Genomic DNA, 17596 nt, shown 5'->3' with positions numbered 1-17596 from the left:
ATACACGCTGTTGAGAACTGTAACTCTTCTATCGAAGATGCTGCGAATAGCGTTGTCAACGCAGTCAGGGAATTGTCAGCTGATGTCGGTATCCCTCATCATCTCAATCATTTAGAAATCAGCCAGGACGAATTTGAGATACTCGTCAATGACGCATTGAAGAACAGCTGCCTTCCTGCAAATCCGAGGAAAGTTGGAAAGAGCGATCTCAGCAGAATTTATAGCACGGTCTTGCGAGTTGGATGATGAAATTCTGATCATCTTGCATTTTTGATATTTCGATGCAATCTCCTATTTTTTAAGTCGAATGAGCATTCAGCTATGCCGTTTGAATTCCGCTGCATAACAAACAAATACTTATCAGGGGGTGACGTGATACCTTCGATGGGCCCGTAGGGTAGTCTGGATTATCCTTTTGGCCTTCGGAGCCAAAGACTGGGGTTCGAATCCCCACGGGCCCGCCTCTTCTCGGATGTGAAAATCCATCATTCAAGTTCATCTAGGTCCTTTTGCTTTGCGAGAGTCGGCGGACTGCGTATCGGTCATCTCATTTCCTCATCGGTCGATGATATCAATACTATTATTGCTTGTTTAGGCATTGCGGGTCGCATCGCGGAATTTGCTCATCGTCAATCTCGTCTGATCAATTCCTGTGAAGGTGCATCGGATTGGATGATTCAATCGTTTCAACGAACCGGGCCAAGCAGAAGTACCTTGGCGACAAGGGCTTAATTGGCCTCATTGCGTTGTTATCTGCATTCGTCCCGCTGTCGACTGATCTCTATCTCCCTGCTCTGCCCACTATGGGCGAATACTTTCACGTGTCAATGTACCTGACCAACTTAACCCTGATTCCGTTCTTCATCTTTTTCAGTGTGGGATTGTTTTTTGGGGGCCATTGAGCGACAAGTATGGCCGCCGACCAATCCTTCTCTCCGGTCTTTTGATTTATGTGATTTCTAGTATTACTTGTTCCCTCTCGTGGGATATTTATGTCTTGATATTTTCTCGCATCTGTCAGGCCATTGGGGGGAGTGCGTCATCAGCTGTTGCAACAGCTATGGTCAAAGATTTGTATATTGGGAGGAAAAGAGAGTCGGTTCTAGCGGTTGTCCAATCAATGGTGATCATTTCCCCTACAATTGCTCCTTTGATCGGCGCTATCCTGCTTTCCTACTTGTCCTGGCGTGCGTTGTTTTTGGCCTTAGCCTTCATCGGTTTCATTTCGATGGTAGGTGCATTTCTCCTCGAGGAAACGATCCCGCGCCGCTATTCAGGCACCGTGTTACAATCATTGCGTCAGCTGGGGGTCGCTCTCAAGAGTCCTGGCTTTACATCACTTCTCATTGTTTTTTCATGCGCTAGTATCCCTTTTCTTGCTTTTATTGCCGCTTCTTCTTATATTTACGAAGGGGTGTTTAACCTCTCGCCGCAGCTATTTAGCATTTATTTCGCCTTCAATGCAATGGGTATGATTTCTGGCCCTCTTCTTTATCTTAAACTCTCTCGGCATTACCGGCGTGAGTCGATAATTTTGTTTTGTTTTCTAACCTTAATTATAGCTGGAGTGTTTGTCACATCATTCGGCACACTCGGTCCTACATTATTTGCAATTACATTGTTCCCGGCAACTTTGATGGGCAGTTGCATGCGACCAGGCGGCACATATCTTATGCTCGAACAGCAGTGTGAAAACGCTGGCACGGCCTCTGCATTAATCAACTGTTTCGGTCTGATATTTGGCAGCTTTGGCATGATGATTGTTTCTCTCACAAACAACAATCCTGTATTCATCATCGGTTTACTCAACGTAACGATTGGTATTGTTTGTGTGTGTGCGTGGGTCTTCGTTCAGTGGAAAATGACTTCTAAACCAATTGCAATTTAATGGTGTAATCAGCGGACTTTTTGTTTTTCTTTGAAAGAGGGTGGGCCCCGCCTTAAATTCAATAAGATGGCGCTTCTGAAGCATATGAGATTATTGGCTGAAGAAACAATTCATACCACTTCTCCAGGAGTGAGATTTTGTGAGAATCTGAGAGCGGTTTATGCAATGCTCCAAATTAATGGGCCCAGGTTGCACTGGAAAATCCCTTTTGGACATTGTACTAATAATGGATTGATATTGGCAATTAGGTCGTGGGAAGTGCGAAACCAAACGATATTTTTTGATAGGTAAAATGGTTACAGGTGCACCGCGAGAAATAATGGAAGGAAGTGGACGGAAATATGGTCGACGACCATGACAGACGATACAAATGGATCGTACTATTTATCACATCGATTGGTGCCATGATGGCACCGCTCGACGGCTCAATTGTGAGCGTCTCTCTTCCTGCCATAACTACTACATTGAAAATGGACTATGCTCTCGTCATCTGGGTACCGACGGGTTACTTAGTTACTTTAGCAGTACTTCTTCTCATAATCGGTAGATTGTCGGACATACGCGGAAGGAAATCAATTTTCATAGCTGGGTTTTCAATTTTTGTTTTGGGGTCATTTCTCTGTAGCATAGCTCAAACGGGTCTCCAGCTAATTCTCTTCAGGATTCTGCAAGGAGCTGGTGGTGCGTTTATAGCTTCGACTTCCACCGCGATCGTTACTGATGTTTTCCCGAGCAATGAGCGAGGAAAGGCATTGGGAATAAACATCATGGCCGTTTATATTGGCGGAGCTATTGGCCCAACCCTAGGTGGCATTTTAACCCACACATTTGGATGGCGCTCGATATTCTGGGTAAACATACCGATCGGACTTCTTGTAATATTTTTGTCCCTCTTAAACCTCAAAGAAAGTAAGAAGAGCTCGCCAGGAGAACCATTTGATGTCATCGGCGCGATAATGTTTTCTATTGGACTTGTGAGCCTGTTGATCGCTATGACTTTTGGAGAAATGATTGGATGGACATCGCTGCCTGTTATCGCCCTTTTCACTCTTGCGTTTACATCTTTTGCTCTTTTCGTACCAATAGAGGTGAAAAAGGGTGAGAGTGCGATGTTTAATCTTGCACTCATCGTTCACAATAGATTGTTTGCAGCCGCTAATATCTCTGCTTTAATGAATTATACGGCATTTTTTGCAATTAGTTTTACGATCTCTTTCTACCTCCAAAAAGTCTTACTGCTATCTCCCATGCAGGCTGGGTTAGTCCTTCTTAGCACGCCAGTTGCAATGACGATTCTGACTCCAATCAGCGGATGGGCTTCCGACAAGATTGGCTCAAGAATTCTGAGTACCACTGGGATGCTTGTTATTGTGATTGGTCTTTTGCTGCTCAGTACCTTGAATCTTAACTCCTCTCCGATGGTTGTCATCACGTACTTGTTGATCGTTGGTTGTGGAATGGGGCTCTTCTCTGCCCCAAATACAAGTGCTGTTATGGGTTCCGTCGGGAAAAAGTATCTTGGCGTGGCCTCAGGCATGATCGCAACGATGAGAACAACGGGGATGTCGCTGAGTCTGGCAGTGACAGGCGCGGTCATAGCGACAGTCGCTTCTTCTCAAGTAGTCACCAATCTATTTGCTGGTGCGAACCCTTCTGAGGTAGCGATAGAGTCTGCCGCCTATGTGAATGGAATGAGCCTTGCCTTCATAGTATGCGCGGGGATCGCTGCTATTGGAGCCATTTTCTCCCTATTAAGGGAATCTGCAAAGCCAACTTCTGGCAAAAGTCCGATCGTGGAAAAGAAGGAATGAAGAAGTCATTTTGAATGTGTGGGCATTATCAATGGCAATGAGGTGCATTCCATCTGCTGATTTCCAAAAATGGAAGTGTGGATTATGCCTCGTACGGTAGACGATCCCATCAGCTAGGTCAACGGGTAGATGCTTCCCTTTCGAGAACGGCCGAAAAGATCTCTTTGCCAATTGAGCATTCTCAACGTGCCCTTGATTGAACGCGTGGCTCAATGAGTGTCCAAAGCCAGTCCGCAAATTCCCTCGGATTCTTAGTCTGGATCAGGACCTCACCAGGACCTCTTATTCGGGTCACAAGTCCTTCTCCGCTCAGAACGGTTTCCTTGATGCCTCCGAATTTCTCAACTTTATAGGAGCACGAATCGCTGAAGGCGACAAGATGAAAGTTATCGACGATTAGTTCTTCTTCAGACTTCAAAACATGCCTATCGATCGCTCCGAATGTGTTGATGAAGAGATCACCCATACCGGTCGCCCTTATCATAAATAGACCTTGGCCAAAAAGGCCCTTTGTAAAGCCTTCCCATTTGACATCCAGATCAACAGTAGGGGACGATGCGACATAAGATTCTTTGCGTATGATCCAGCCATTCATTCCACTGAGTTTCAGATGCTCTATATCGCCTATCGGTGCGGAGACGAAGGCGACTTCCCCAGGGCCACCTCTCGCAGTGAAGTCTGTAACCCAAAACGATTGACCGCCGAGTACCTTAAGAGCCAAAGAGCCAAAAACTCCTGATCTTGCTCTCGTATGCACCTCGATATTTGAACTCATATACGTCATCGCGCCAGACTCGCCTACGACCGTTTCCCCATCTTGTAACTTGATGAGTACCATCGAATACGACGGCTTGTATTTCACTTCATATTCCATACTTACCACTCACCATTTAGGCGTGGTCTATTTATGCTCTTTATTAATAAATTAAACTTCTTGTTCAGGGCCGGAATGGAATTTTACTATATGCAGGGATTTTGCGACATTTTGATTTCTTTTCAAACGAGACTTTCGAAACAGACAAGTTCATTTTCTTCCCAATTTTCATGGTGACCCGTAGGAATAATCTTCTGTGAGATTTTCAGGATCAACGAATAAATGTTATGTCACAGTTGCTTCCCATTACTCTGGTATCCGTGCCATACATTATAAATAAACAGGCCCGAAAGAATTCTTTTCGAGTCAATGAGCTCGAAGTACCAATTAGAATTGACCCATTGCACGGTCAATAATTTTTCATTCCAGAAGGAAATTGGAGTTTCGACTATGGATCATGTGATATTTGCTTGGAAACTCGCCAGTATTGAAAGGACGACATAGACAGTCAAGCGCAGAGGTTTTGTTCTCGGGTCGAACATTTATTAGCGGTCTCTCATCACAAGATTGTGGAGGTGGAATTTCCATCGTGATATTCTGGATCATTATTCGTCAGAAAGGGTTCCTTTTTGGCTACCAATGTATTTTGGAAATTGCTTTATGATATTACTTGAAGATAGCCATTTAGTGAAATTCGGAAAGATTGAAAAGGGAAGCGATTAATGACCTATAGGCTGATATAGGAGCACTACGGGCGATGTTTTGATGTAATGAAGAGATAATGGAGGCAAAAAGAATTGTTCCTCGACGACCCGATTATCGGCAATCTGACGGTACTTGACCTCATCGCATTTTTTATTGTTCTCGTCTTGTCAGTCGTTCTCGCGAAGAGCGTCTACGCCCTGATCAGAAGGATCCTTGACATCAGAATCACAAAGAAACGTTCGAAGATGATCGCAAAACTCGCTCAATATTCAATTATCATCCTCGGCCTCTACGTCGGATTCTGGGAAATCCTCGAATTGGATATCTCAGCGTTTCTTGTCTCCCTTGGTGTCATTGGTATTGCTGTTGCCCTCGCATCGCAGCAGGTTATACAGAACGCATTTGCTGGTATCCTAATATCCATTACGAAGCCCTTCGAAATTGAAGACTGGGTTGAAGTTGGAGGCATGCCGGCCACCGGATTATGTCGTGTAAAAGATGTCAACCTCATCAACACGGTCATGCGAGACCTAGACGGACGAATTCTGTACATTCCCAATTCTTTCTTGATTGGAAATAAATTGATCAATTACACAAAGGGGGGTTTTGTGGCCTTAACCGTACCCGTGTGGATTTCGAAGGACGAAAATATCGACCGCATCGCGAGAATCGTGATGGATGAAGCAGACAAGAATGATTTCATTTTACCTCACGTGTTCGGAGAAGAAAAATCAAGAATCAACAAGCTACTTGAACTCCCCCGTGTTAGAACATTATTTGAGGGTAAGATCGACATGACTTTCTTCAATCCACAGGTCAATGTTGTCGAGATCCAGGGGACAAGGACGAAACTGGCGGTAAAAATTTGGATTAGGGAAATCAACAAGAAGGATGAAATTATCTCGGCTTTTCTAAAAAATTTACGCGAAAGATTTGAAAGAGAGGGCGTTAAGCTCGTCGACATTTAATCCCATCTTGTGATAAACCATATATTTTTTTTCACTGATGAGCAAGTATTGAACATTCTATGCAGCATGAGAAGATCGCCAAGTGTGCACCTATTACATTCTACGGAATGCCTTCTTGATCTTGAATCGCGACTCAAATCGACGAAACACTCGAGCCGCTACGAAGATAACTACATTCTTGCCAACTAACAACACAGCGAACAGAATTAATAATGGTCACTGCATGTCATAATCTTGCAATGGATGTCCTTAACAATTTTGTCTTTCTTTTCGCTGGATTTACCGCCGTCTATTTTGGAGGCAGATATCTCGTTGATGGCGCAGCCAAGCTTGCCAACGCAATCGGGGTGAGACCGTTCATTATCGGAACGACCATCGTTGCTTTCGGGACATCCTCGCCAGAATTCTTCTTAGGCGTTGTGTCGGGTTTGCGGGGTGTATCAACAGTCTCTCTTGGTAATGTTATAGGTGCGAATGTATCGAACGTGACTCTTATTCTAGCTCTCTGCGCAATTGTCTCTCCTATAGTCATAAGGTTTGAAATGGTCAGACGCGAAGGGCTTGTGGCACTTTTAAGTACGGTACTCTTCCTAGCACTTGCGCTTGATGGCCAAATTTCGTTTCTTGACGGATTATCGATGATCGTCTTGTTCTTTTTAGCACTTCTTATCTTAATTGTGTCAATGAGGGGAGAGAAGCCAAGCGACGCGATCAGCATGGAATACAGAGACATCTGTGCTCCATGCCCCAAGCCTTCGAGAAGTGTGCTTGTACTGCTAATAGGGCTTCTGATCCTGCTTATTGGGTCGCAAGTCTCAATTGATTCTGCTGTGGATCTTGCGAATGCTCTTGGGGTCAGCAACTTTCTCATCGGCCTTACGATTGTCACCATTGGAACCACCCTCCCCGAAATGACGGTGAGCATCATCGCTGCTTTCAAGAAGGGAACGGACATCGCGTTAGGAAACAGCTTCGGCTCTGTTATTTTCAACACGCTCGTCGTTGCAGGAATGGGGGGAATCTTTCAAGACCTGCCGCTCACCAAAATGTTATTGGTCACAGGCGTCATTCCGCTCGTTTTGTTCACAATTTTAGTATTCTTCGTGTTAAAACGCCACGAAGGCATCAATAGAAGATATGGTGCTATGCTTTTATTCTTATATGGGATCTTTCTGGCCATCAATCTTACCTTCGACTAATGTATTCAAGTCTTTTTTGGAATCATTGGTTTATATTTTTGTCTTCAGCCATTAGCACATTATTGTAGCATATGGACATGGAATTATGCAAAGTCAAACTGGATCTTACCCTATCTATTTAAGAACTCCTAGGTACTGGCACTTCCGTCTTCTTTGATTCAAAATTTTGAAGAAAGTCCATGTAGGCTGGAAAAGAAATTTGGAATCTCATGGGTGTTCCAGCCATTTGCGAAGAGGGTATTCGTCGCGGGAGGATAGGTTAATTACTCGCTCGATGATATTGCATATGAATGATCTCAAGGGACGACGCAATCCAGCTGGTAAGGAAATATATATTGAAAGATAACAATCTGAAGCATATGACAGCGGTCGGTGCAATCATGAGGGAGTTGGCGGCGAATCTCGGAGAAGATCCTTTGAAATGGGAGGTGACGGGAATTCTCCACGACATCGACTTTGAGACATGTGATACTCCTTCAAATCACACTCTTAAAGCAAAAGAGCTGCTCCAAGGAATCGTTGATGAGGAAATCATCAACGCGATTTTGGCTCACAACTACGAGTACACATCTGTTATGCCAGATAATAAACTCAAGAAAGCTCTTATCGCATCTGATGCCGCCTCGGGTCTAATCGTCGCATGTGCGCTAGTTATGCCATCGAAAAAGCTCGAGGAGGTGAAATTAGAAACGCTTCTCAAGAAATATAGATCAAAGGACTTCGCCAGAAATGTAAGTAGGGAGAGGATTGCAATGTGTGAACAATTGTGCCTCCCTATCGACCAGTGCCTGCAAATTGCTCTGAATGGAATGAAAAGAGTGCATGAGGAACTGGGACTTTAGCAACTTGTCGTGGTAGTCTCTGAGAAATGTCCCCGAATGTGCTCAGACTCGTTCTACTGCGTCTGAGCAATATATGGATCTGGAGCATTCTTTTCTTGCTCTGGGGGTTAATTTATCCTCGGGTTGATGTGCGCCCCACAAGGTTTTCTATTTATTCTCGATGTCCTCTCTTTTTTGTTCCAACCCGTTTACTGGATTGGCGTGAAGCTGTAGTCCCATCCATGCTATCTTGGCCTTGCGAAAAACGCGCAAAACCATTACCACTAAATTCGCCCCGTTTGATTTCAAATTTAAAGAGATCTGGACGCGAGTAGTGGCCGAGGGTATCAAAGTAAGCTTTCGTCAGCCCCCTATCCTCCGCTGCCAGGTCGGCGTAGAGGATCTCTTCCCTGTTAAAAACAGGGCCTGCCATGATGACTCCTGCTGGATTTGCTATGAAGCTCCCACCTGCAGCGACGTTAAAATCCCTACAATCCAGAGGCATCACGTCGTCAGGAATATACTGGCCCACGCTGATCACGAAAACTTGATTCTCGAACGCGTATTCTCTGATTGCATGTTCGATATCGCAGGAGTGAGGGGGATCTCCATCCTTCCATCTTCTCTTATCCCCTGGGTGATGTTCCATAACCCACCAACCAGGCCATAGAGCGCAGTGTATTTCCTCTCCTAATGCTGCCATCGCAGCCTTTTGAAGCGTCATGTGGTGCTCATAGCAGACCAGACCCCCAATCCTCCCGATCGGCGTATCGAACACTGCGATGTCTTCGGCACTCCCCATCCCCCAGATCATCCTTTCTGCATGCGTTGGCATAATCTTCCTATGGCGGCCGAGGAGCTTTCCATCGCTGTTAATAAACAGAATTGTGTTGTACAGCGTGGAGCTCCCCTTCACATCACTCATTTCACTGCAACCCATAACCGTAATGATAGCTGCTTCTCTCGAGGCCTCACATAGTAGGTCAACATCAGGACCAGGAACTTCTACTGAATTCTTCTGGTACTCTACCATCCACTTTGACCATTTAGAAATCGGCAAAATACCACGCCAGTATGGATAGCCAGGGACGAATGTTTCCGAAAAGACAACGAGCCTAGCACCGGCCTTTCCAGCCATCTCGATTGTTTTGCATGCTTTATCGATTGTCGCCTCCTTATCCATAAAGACTGGCGATACCTGAGCTGCAGCAACTCTGACTTTCTCTTCCATTGGTATCACGTCTGAGCTCAAATAATGGAAAATCAGGTATTATTCCCTTCCTCACCAGAGATACGAAATCATTTTTCTCTTATCTTTTCCACGTTTTGCAGATCCACTGATCGTAAAAATCACTCATCTCATTTTGAAACAGTTCCGCTTTCCTCCCCTTCTCTTCTGACCACTGCCTGATCAATGAGGCTTCTCTTTCAGTCCCTGTTGTAATAATCGTGTGCTCCGTCAGCGAGAGGATCTCATTAACAATTCTTTTCCATAGAAGAGAATTAAATGGCGTGATCTCCCCTGCCATAAGAATGAGTCCGTATCCTGCGCTTCTAACGAATCTGGATGCAAGGGACGCGTCAATGCACATTGTTTCTTCGGGTAGTAACCTACCTGCACGGAGACCACAAGATAGGAGTGAAGGGTCATTATCGAACGAAATAACTGCCATGCCCATCGTTCTCGCAACCATTGAACCAATACCTGTACCACACGCGGCATCAAGGCAAACATTACCCCTCACGTCTACCCACTCTTCCTTTATAATTTGTAATAAATTCTCGACACGGTTCTGCGAGAAGTCATCAAGGGCCGGCGCTGTATTTCGCATCAACATAAGTGAATAGTATTCCCTTACAGCTGATTCCCATTCGGATTGTCTTTCCTGGTAAATCTCAATATCGATTTGTTCGAGTTTATCAAGGAGTTCTTCCGAGACATTTCTGTAAGTGAAGCTCCCAGCAACCCACCCGTCATCCGTTTCTAGTGCAACGGCGATCGGCCACTCATTTTCATTAATGACCAATCGTCCCCTCGTCGATGGGAGATTGACTAGATCATTGGTGAATTGCGGTTCGATGAGCCTGTCAAAGCTCGGTTCAATGAACTTAACTTCATCTAGATCGAGGAGGAGTGCTGCTCGCATGGCTCTTCACCTGCTAGCGCGTAACATATCCGAGGGTCATATTGAATCCCGCCACTTATCAGCGCAATCGATTGAACAAGTAATGAAGTTTTCACAATGAATCTGTTCTTTTCTTCAAAATCAATCAGAACATTAATATCCGCTCGGGGGTATGATTTATCAAGACGGATTGAAGCAAAAGAAGTTAGCTGAAAATGCAAGAAACGATCGCAACTCCTACTGCGGGGATGCGATAAAGCTCAGGAGGAGAATTTGTGAGAGTCGTCAATATGTACGCGGAGGTGGATGCCTCCAAATGCACTGGTTGCCAGACGTGTGAAAAGGTTTGTCCAACGCTTTCAATCAGAGTCACGAAAATTGACGGAAAGAAGAAGGCGCAAGTCGATTTGGACACATGCGTTGGTTGTGGCGCATGCTCTGAAAGATGCCGGTTTAGAGCTGTCAGCTTGAAAGATCTTAGCCATCCGAGGGTTTTGGCAATTGATGTCGAATCAGTCGACAGAATCAAGATCAAGGAGCTATGCCTGAAAGCGAGGCTGCACCCTGAGCAGGTCGTATGTTTCTGCACGGGGACAAGGGCGGAGGAGGTTGCTGCGGCGATTCTTCACGGGGCCTCGTCCCCTGAAGAGGTCTCAAGGACAGTTGGGGCAAGAACGGGCTGTAAAGTCGAATGCATTCAGCCGATTCTTCGTTTGCTCATTGCCGCCGGGAAAGATCCGAAACCTATTGAGGGAGGGTGGCAGTGGTACGGTCTAACGCCGACACTTTGGGACATTCCGGAAGAAGTGATCAAAGAATACTCCTCGAGAGGATTTTATTTTGAGGAAGACAAGGCGATTTTCAGGAAGCTCCTCGATTTGGCAGAAAAAGGGGGTGAATAGCGTGTCACCGGAACTGCATGCTCCAGTTAGACCTCTCCCACCTAAACCGTCTAGGTACGGTCCCGACCCCTCGATGATCCGGATCAGAGCGGCAGATCTGAAAAACATGGTCTCCATCGGTGTGAGAGAGCTTTTTTCAGGATTTCCAGAGGCGGTGTACCCTTCCGAAAAAGGGATATCGACTGTGAGGGAGGCGACGGAGGAAGCGCTCAGCAAGGTCGACATGTCGATGATCAAGCCAGGCGACTCGGTTAATATCCTTGGTTCTCATCACGGCTTCACGATCCTGGGCGGAGAGCCATACGCCGAAATGCTCAAGGCGACGAGGGATTTCATTGTGGAGGAGACAGGCGCCGAGGACATCAGACTCAGAGCTGGTGTCGGTCTCAGATTTAGAGAATCGGACGAGTACATCGAACGATTCCATCTTGATGAGTATTTCGATGGGAAGGCAATCGGCGTTGCACCAATCGACGAGGGGATCGCGATCGAAACGGAGATTGGGACGCTCTATGGTTTGAAAAAGTGCTATGATGCGAAATGGATCGTCCACGCTCACAACAGCGATGTCAGGGAGATACACTTTCACAGGCATGTTGACAGAGCGGTCAAGCCATTTGGCATGTCGTATGCAAGAATCGAAACGCGGTCTACATATCACCATAATCTAGGCCCTAGAGGCGCAAATTTCGCGGCAAGAGCGATCTTTAACTCTCAATTTATACAGAAGAAGTGGACGTTCGCGACATTCCTGCGACCAACACCTGCAGGAATCATCGGCGTCGATGCAGATAACGACCTTTTCAGGCTCGATCGAAGAATCGCGATCGATAACTTTAGGTATTATGGCAAGATTTTGACGCTCCTTGGCAAAATCAGGGAGTGCATCGCCGTACTTGATTTCCAGGCACCGATTCCTTACGTGTTTTCAGCGGGAATGATCTTTGCGAATTTTTCTGCTTCAAGCGTCGACATTTTCGATTTAGATAACCCCCTTCCTGGTTATACATGGTACACCGAATCGTTCTATGGCAGGGATGAAAAGCCAATTATTCCAGAAGTTGCCCCTATTAATCCGGCTATCAAAGCACTCATCATCAACTACGCCTGGGGAGGTTATCCTAGTGTCTTCTGGGCCAAGAAGATACCGACGATTGTCGTCGGCGAATGGCAAGCGGATGTCTTCAGAAAAGACCCACAAAACGTGGAATTCATGAAACATGCACTCATTGCTGAGGATCTGGAATCAGCGATTGAAATGGCAATGCGAATCACAGGCACAGACAAGATACTTGCCTTCGACGGTGCACCCGGTGCAATCAACTTGAGCAAGTCGCTTGCCCTCGATCTGATCAACATGGCCCCGGACGTCGATCGGGAGGTCGAGGGTACGCTTCTGCCGAAATGGTGCAAGCAGCGGGGAATCTCATTTGCAACAAATGAAATCCTGGCGGCAAAGTGAGTCGAAAGTGAAGGACATCAGGGATTCGCTGTTCGGAGACGTCCCTAACAAAAAAGTGAGTGCCCGCATATGGGCAAACGAGAGCGGTGTGGTTGTTGGGATTGGACGGATGACGCAGGCAGCGGCGAAGATTGGCGTTTCTATTGACGTGAAATTGCGCGATGGAGACGAGATTTCTTGCAAAGGAACGATCGCGATCGTCGAGGGCACACCAAAGCAGATATCGGTTGCAGAGGATGAGCTGATCGGTACGATTGCCAAGACCTCAGGTGTTGCGACGGCTGCGCGGAACGCGGTAAGGCTTGCTGGGGAAAGGGTTAGAATCGTTTCTGGGGGTTGGAAAAAAATGCCAATCCAGATCAAAGAAGAAATCAGAGAGGCACTCAGACTGGGGGGTGTTGGGATTAGGATTAGCGAAGAGCCGTTTGTGTATTTAGACAAGAATTATATCCGAATTTTTGGTGGTATCTCTCAGGCTCTGAGGGCCGCTTCGCGTTTCGCAGACCGAATTAAAGTCGTGCAGATAAGGGGGGAAACTGGGGTTATCTCAGATGAATCTATAGAAGCGGTGAATCATGGTGCGGCGATTATTATGGTGGATACGGGGGAAATAAAGGACCTGGTTGCGGTTATTGAATCACTCAAAAAGGCCCGCATGAGAGATCGAGTCAAGGTCGCATTTGGAGGAGCGATCAAATTAGAGGAGATTCCCAAACTTGCGGAAACTGGTGTGGACATTCTTGATATTGGTAGGGCTCTGATCGACGCACCGATGTTGGATATCAAATTTGATGTGAGTGTGGCTTCAAATGAAGGTTAATCTTCTGGGAAAGACGGAACTATGGATAAGAAATGTGAAGCTCGATGATGTGAATTTGGGTGAGGCTGCCGCAGCCGTTGCGAGTGTCTTGGGATTGAGCAGAGAGGAAATTCTTGTGACCGACGTTTCAGATAATCATCTGGCCTTGGATATTTTAAGGAAGGAGATTGAGGCAGAGCGTATTTTCGGAAAGAGGGCGGAATTGCTCCGTGCTCTTTCGAATGTGCCCGGAATAAATGTATCGGAAAAAACAAGCATTCATTCAGAGGGAATTCTCGGGTTCATCGATCTCGACGAAGAAATTGCAAAGCAAGCCCTTCAAAAGTCGACCGAAATGGTTGAAGAGATCACGAGCAGAATCAGAAAGAGGTGCATCGTTTTTCCGACGGGGGAAGAAGTCAAAAAAGGTACGATCAGGGATACGAACTCCCCTTACATCAAATCTCGTCTTGAGGCAGAGGGGTTCTGCGTCGATATTGGCAATGCGCTAAATGACGATGTCGATGAGATCGCTACCGCGATCAACAGCGCGATCGACGCGGGTTACGGGGTCGTGATTACAACTGGTGGTGTAGGTGCAGAGTCGAAAGATTGCACAGTCGAAGCGCTGAAGAGGGTTGATCCTCATGCTGCAACTCCCTATGTCGCAAAATATGAGAAAGGGATGGGTAGACATGCAAAAGACGGCGTGAGGATTGGTACAGGACGAGTCGGAGAAAGCCTCCTCGTGACCCTCCCTGGTCCACACGAAGAAGTGGAAATCCTGATGGAAATTCTTATATCATGTATCAAGAGGGGAGAAAATAAGTATGGAATTGCTGCTGAGATCGCCAGAGCACTCAGGGAAAGATACGTACAAAACACTAAGTTGGATGGTCACCGGAGGCATCAAGTAGGTCAGTGAGGATATCTGACAAGAGAATATCGAAACCCGCGGAGCGCTCTCACCTTTTGTTCCTCAATCCAATTTTCGAGTCCTATCTCCTTCATTCTCTTTCCATCTGCGATGAGGAGTGGGTACCGCTTTGCGAGTTTCTCGATGTGTTGGCATGGGAAGCTCTCACACAAGGGGCAAGCAATGATCCTCTTCTCTCTCGCACACTTTCTTATTGGACAATCTGGTGGCCCCCCGAAGTCGCGTCTACAGGAACAATCAAATGATGCGAGCTTTTGCAGAAAGTTCCAGAACGGCGGAAAGGATTCCCTCATCTCTGGATCGTACTGATAAAAATCATCAAATCCTTCGTCGTGCAAAATCTCGATCAATGCTTTCGATCTCACCGGTACTTCAGCTCTCTGGGCGCAGAGACCACAATAGAGACCGCAGTAGGCGACATGATCTAGATCAGAATCGCTGACCATTAATTATCCATATGCGATCTTGATTGAAGACCTTTCGGTCATTCGAAATGATGCGGTCTTCACCAATGTCATAGAGAGAATGGGTCGCAAACGAACGTGAGAAAGGGACACTTGCCGCCGAATCCTTTAGGCTAAGGCACGGACCATTTGACCCAGTTCTGTACCGTGAGACGGTGATTATCGTATATTTTTCCTGGAAGGTAGCTTCTGCCCCTTCTCTATATTGACTTTCTTGTCCAGTAGTGCATTCGGGCCCATTTTCTGCGAACTGCGATGAAATTGCAACTTCGATCATCTCAATGGTCTTCACTGATTCAGACTTTATGGGTAGTGAATCATTCAAGTCCTCTTCGATATTAATCATCTCTTCGAAATAAACTGCTAAACTGATGCCATTTGTTGTAAGAGCTATTGTCCCATCAATATCTGTCCGTAAGACTGTGACATTGTGGTCTGATAGCCTCGCGAGCGTTTCAGGTGAGGGATGGCCATAAGGATTATCAGCTCCGACCATGATGATTCCGATTTCCGGTGTTGTCGCATCGAGGAACTCATCTGACGTGGAGTATTTGCTCCCGTGATGGGCAACTTTTAGGACCTCGATGTCTAATTCTGAGGGGAAGTCGACCAAAAGCTTTCTCTCGATATTATTTCCGATATCCCCTGTTAGTAGAAAATCTACTTCGGAATATGACATTTTTATGACGATGCTTGCGCTGTTGGAATCAGGCGCATCTTTGTCGATGTGAAGAACGAGAAAATCAACGAGTCCGCTTATCGGAATTCGATCCCCCGGGTCGATAGTCTCGTCCGTGATGATCGGGCACCCCTCTTCAAGCATCGCCGATGCAAATTTGTTGTATGTTGTTGTTGCTTTGACATATCCTGGATGATAGACGCCTAAGACATCGAAGTTCCTGAGGACTTCGTCAGCCCCTCCGATATGATCTTCATCGGGATGAGTCAGAATGAAAGCATCAATCGATGTTACATTTCTGGAATGTAGATAATTGACGAGTTCCGCAGCTCTTTCGTCGGGCCCTGCATCGATGAGAACAGTTTTTGAATCGGGTGTTTTGATGAGGATCGCATCGCCTTGTCCGACATCGACAAATGAAACTGTCAGATTCTCTTGAGTTGTCCCCTCGATCGGGACAAAAACTCTGTCCTTGTAAATAAGAATGTACGGCTTCCTATCATCTGGGATCTCGAACTTTAGGGCGATTGAAATCCTCTTGAAAGGGTCTAGATCCCTTGCTAATCCATATTCAGGATATTGACATCGATATAATTCGTTATGATCGATTTTTAGGGAAAACTCGCTAGTGTTAATTTGTATCGGCTCTAGGGCCTTGTTACTTAAAAAAATATTGAGCCAAAGCGTTCGCATAGATGGCGACATGCTCGCATTTTCAAATCTCTTCTCGATAATGGAAATAACTTCTGGGTTCTCGACCTTAATGGAATGAGTCACCTCGCTATGACCGCCTTCGGAATCCTCTGCGACCAGTTTGACTTGATAATCCCCAGGGAATCGGTAGGAATGTGAGACAATGCTAGATCCAGTTGTATTCTGGCCATCCCCAAAACTCCAATGGAAAACCATAGTATTGAGGTTAGGATCGTAGGAAGAAGAAGCGCTGAATTCGGTTACGACATCACACCATGAAATCTTTGGCGCATCGAGTTTCAGTACTGGAGGCTTGTTTGGTGCCCTGAGAGCATCTGGAAATGGAACATCGCTACAACTTCTCTCGAGGATAATTTCATCGTTTGAAAAGCGAATGTTTGCTGTGAGAGTTCCGTTCCGGCTATCACTTTTCTGAATCACGGTATATGGTATTTGCCATACATATCCATGGATAAATGTATGATCTGGCAAGATATGGGTAGAAAAATTATTTGCCTCAACCCTGAACGACGTCTTATAGAGGGAGACCAGAAAGTCGTCTAGTATTTCGAGATCAACACTCCCACCAACCACAATGCTCTTGCCGTTTGTGTCCGCGAGGACAAAATAGACAATGAAGTGATCAGTCGCTGCGAATAGACCGAATCTTTCTATACGGTCTGGATGACCTTCAGCTGAAAGACTTGCGAAGCTTGCGCTTATTATGGAAATGATTGATATTACGAAAAGCCAAAATCTAATCCTCCTCTTTCGCACATCCCATCCCTTTCTGATATGCGTTGCGTAATCACTATATTTCTGTTCTGCATTTTTCTTTTTTGCTGGAGTTTATGGCCTTGACAATAAAAGACATCTTTGAATCGAAGCGTTGGGGAACACATATTTGTCAATTTTATGAAGAACGCAATGAATTTGTTGACCTTGTTTCACAATATATTGGCACTGGCCTCACGAGAAATCAATACTGCCTGTGGATATTGGAGAACCGTTCTTCTGAAGAGGAAATGGTTCATGTATTGCAACATAATCTTTCGGGTTTTGATGGTTTTGCTAGGCATGGGCAGATCGAGGTCACTTCTCAAGAAACGATCAACGAGGAAGTTAGGGAGCCAGGATTGTCATCGCATGCAAATCTACGACGATACATCCAAGGCAAAATGGATTCATGCCTGCTCAGGGATTTCGAGGGAATAAGGATATCGATTACAGTTGAAAGCGTGGAAGGGAAGGGGTTCGAAGAAGTTGCAGAAAACGAAAGGGTCATTCATGAATTGATGACTGGCAGGAAGATGATCGCTCTCTGTTCT

At 45.8% G+C, this 17596-nt stretch carries 17 protein-coding genes and 1 tRNA gene; 13 read left to right on the top strand and 5 right to left on the bottom strand.

All coding sequences use genetic code 11. From position 1 onward, the window contains the following. From QHH00_07685 to QHH00_07665, 5 genes are all read left to right on the top strand, one after another. Positions 1–246: iron-containing alcohol dehydrogenase (locus QHH00_07685; GenBank protein ID MDH7509260.1), on the top strand; the 246-nt coding region annotated here is incomplete at its 5' end. 140 nt (positions 247–386) lie between these two features. Then, positions 387–461: transfer RNA gene (locus QHH00_07680), tRNA-Arg, on the top strand. 207 nt (positions 462–668) lie between these two features. Then, positions 669–902 (top strand): hypothetical protein, encoded by a 234-nt coding sequence (locus QHH00_07675; GenBank protein MDH7509259.1) that lies wholly within the window; start codon positions 669–671, stop codon positions 900–902. After that, positions 899–1888: an MFS transporter gene (locus QHH00_07670; protein MDH7509258.1), complete on the top strand. Its 990-nt coding sequence runs from the start codon at positions 899–901 to the stop codon at positions 1886–1888. The genes QHH00_07675 and QHH00_07670 overlap by 4 nt, the downstream gene beginning before the upstream one ends. A gap of 341 nt (positions 1889–2229) precedes the next feature. Further along, entirely contained in the window at positions 2230–3699 is a 1470-nt protein-coding gene (locus tag QHH00_07665; protein MDH7509257.1) for an MFS transporter, read from the top strand. A 181-nt stretch (positions 3700–3880) separates the two neighbouring features. Here the strand turns inward: QHH00_07665 and QHH00_07660 are convergent, their stop codons facing one another. After that, on the bottom strand, positions 3881–4573 hold the full coding sequence (locus tag QHH00_07660; protein MDH7509256.1) for a TIGR00266 family protein: 693 nt from the start codon (positions 4571–4573) through the stop codon (positions 3881–3883). A gap of 737 nt (positions 4574–5310) precedes the next feature. Between QHH00_07660 and QHH00_07655 the strand changes: the two genes are divergently transcribed. The 3 genes from QHH00_07655 (at position 5311) to QHH00_07645 (ending at position 8227) form a co-directional block, all read left to right on the top strand. Then, positions 5311–6186, top strand: coding sequence for a mechanosensitive ion channel (locus tag QHH00_07655; GenBank protein MDH7509255.1), 876 nt, complete (start codon positions 5311–5313; stop codon positions 6184–6186). Positions 6187–6425: 239 nt separating this feature from the next. Then, entirely contained in the window at positions 6426–7385 is a 960-nt protein-coding gene (locus QHH00_07650; protein ID MDH7509254.1) for a calcium/sodium antiporter, read from the top strand. Positions 7386–7675: 290 nt separating this feature from the next. Further along, positions 7676–8227 (top strand): HD domain-containing protein, encoded by a 552-nt coding sequence (locus tag QHH00_07645; protein MDH7509253.1) that lies wholly within the window; start codon positions 7676–7678, stop codon positions 8225–8227. A gap of 151 nt (positions 8228–8378) precedes the next feature. Here the strand turns inward: QHH00_07645 and QHH00_07640 are convergent, their stop codons facing one another. Beyond that, positions 8379–9437: a carbon-nitrogen hydrolase family protein gene (locus QHH00_07640; GenBank protein ID MDH7509252.1), complete on the bottom strand. Its 1059-nt coding sequence runs from the start codon at positions 9435–9437 to the stop codon at positions 8379–8381. Between the two features lie 79 nt (positions 9438–9516). Next, complete coding sequence (locus tag QHH00_07635; GenBank protein MDH7509251.1) at positions 9517–10353, bottom strand: hypothetical protein; 837 nt, start codon at positions 10351–10353, stop codon at positions 9517–9519. Positions 10354–10607: 254 nt separating this feature from the next. Here QHH00_07635 and QHH00_07630 point away from each other — a divergent pair, with 254 nt between their 5' ends. Genes QHH00_07630 through QHH00_07615 form a run of 4 tightly spaced genes read left to right on the top strand, consistent with a single transcriptional unit; the run spans position 10608 to position 14420 of the window. Next, complete coding sequence (locus tag QHH00_07630) at positions 10608–11234, top strand: 4Fe-4S binding protein (protein MDH7509250.1); 627 nt, start codon at positions 10608–10610, stop codon at positions 11232–11234. A 1-nt stretch (position 11235) separates the two neighbouring features. Next, on the top strand, positions 11236–12696 hold the full coding sequence (locus QHH00_07625; GenBank protein MDH7509249.1) for a hypothetical protein: 1461 nt from the start codon (positions 11236–11238) through the stop codon (positions 12694–12696). Between the two features lie 7 nt (positions 12697–12703). After that, positions 12704–13516, top strand: a complete 813-nt coding sequence (locus QHH00_07620; GenBank protein MDH7509248.1) for a hypothetical protein — start codon at positions 12704–12706, stop codon at positions 13514–13516. Then, a complete protein-coding gene (locus tag QHH00_07615) occupies positions 13506–14420 on the top strand; it encodes a molybdopterin-binding protein (protein MDH7509247.1) in 915 nt (304 codons plus the stop codon). The genes QHH00_07620 and QHH00_07615 overlap by 11 nt, the downstream gene beginning before the upstream one ends. Here the strand turns inward: QHH00_07615 and QHH00_07610 are convergent. Next, positions 14414–14878, bottom strand: coding sequence for a DUF3795 domain-containing protein (locus QHH00_07610; protein MDH7509246.1), 465 nt, complete (start codon positions 14876–14878; stop codon positions 14414–14416). The genes QHH00_07615 and QHH00_07610 overlap by 7 nt on opposite strands. Continuing rightward, entirely contained in the window at positions 14862–17045 is a 2184-nt protein-coding gene (locus QHH00_07605) for an MBL fold metallo-hydrolase (protein ID MDH7509245.1), read from the bottom strand. The genes QHH00_07610 and QHH00_07605 overlap by 17 nt, the downstream gene beginning before the upstream one ends. Positions 17046–17119: 74 nt before the next feature. Between QHH00_07605 and QHH00_07600 the strand changes: the two genes are divergently transcribed. Then, the coding region (locus QHH00_07600; GenBank protein ID MDH7509244.1) for an MEDS domain-containing protein at positions 17120–17596 on the top strand (477 nt) is incomplete at its 3' end.

It is taken from the genome of Methanomassiliicoccales archaeon (assembly GCA_029907465.1).
Taxonomy (GTDB): Archaea; Thermoplasmatota; Thermoplasmata; order Methanomassiliicoccales; family JACIVX01; genus JACIVX01.
The sequence above is the reverse complement of the archived record's forward strand: the minus strand, read 5'-3'. Positions and strand labels throughout refer to the sequence as shown.

Bases quoted from the DNA above. Each gene is read 5' to 3' on its own strand.
- QHH00_07665 (MDH7509257.1), top strand. From the start codon at position 2,230: ATGGTCGACGACCATGACAGACGATACAAATGGATCGTACTATTTATC.
- QHH00_07660 (MDH7509256.1), bottom strand. From the start codon at position 4,573: ATGGAATATGAAGTGAAATACAAGCCGTCGTATTCGATGGTACTCATC.
- QHH00_07650 (MDH7509254.1), top strand. From the start codon at position 6,426: ATGGATGTCCTTAACAATTTTGTCTTTCTTTTCGCTGGATTTACCGCC.
- QHH00_07645 (MDH7509253.1), top strand. From the start codon at position 7,676: ATGATCTCAAGGGACGACGCAATCCAGCTGGTAAGGAAATATATATTG.
- QHH00_07640 (MDH7509252.1), bottom strand. From the start codon at position 9,437: ATGGAAGAGAAAGTCAGAGTTGCTGCAGCTCAGGTATCGCCAGTCTTT.
- QHH00_07635 (MDH7509251.1), bottom strand. From the start codon at position 10,353: ATGCGAGCAGCACTCCTCCTCGATCTAGATGAAGTTAAGTTCATTGAA.
- QHH00_07615 (MDH7509247.1), top strand. From the start codon at position 13,506: ATGAAGGTTAATCTTCTGGGAAAGACGGAACTATGGATAAGAAATGTG.
- QHH00_07610 (MDH7509246.1), bottom strand. From the start codon at position 14,878: ATGGTCAGCGATTCTGATCTAGATCATGTCGCCTACTGCGGTCTCTAT.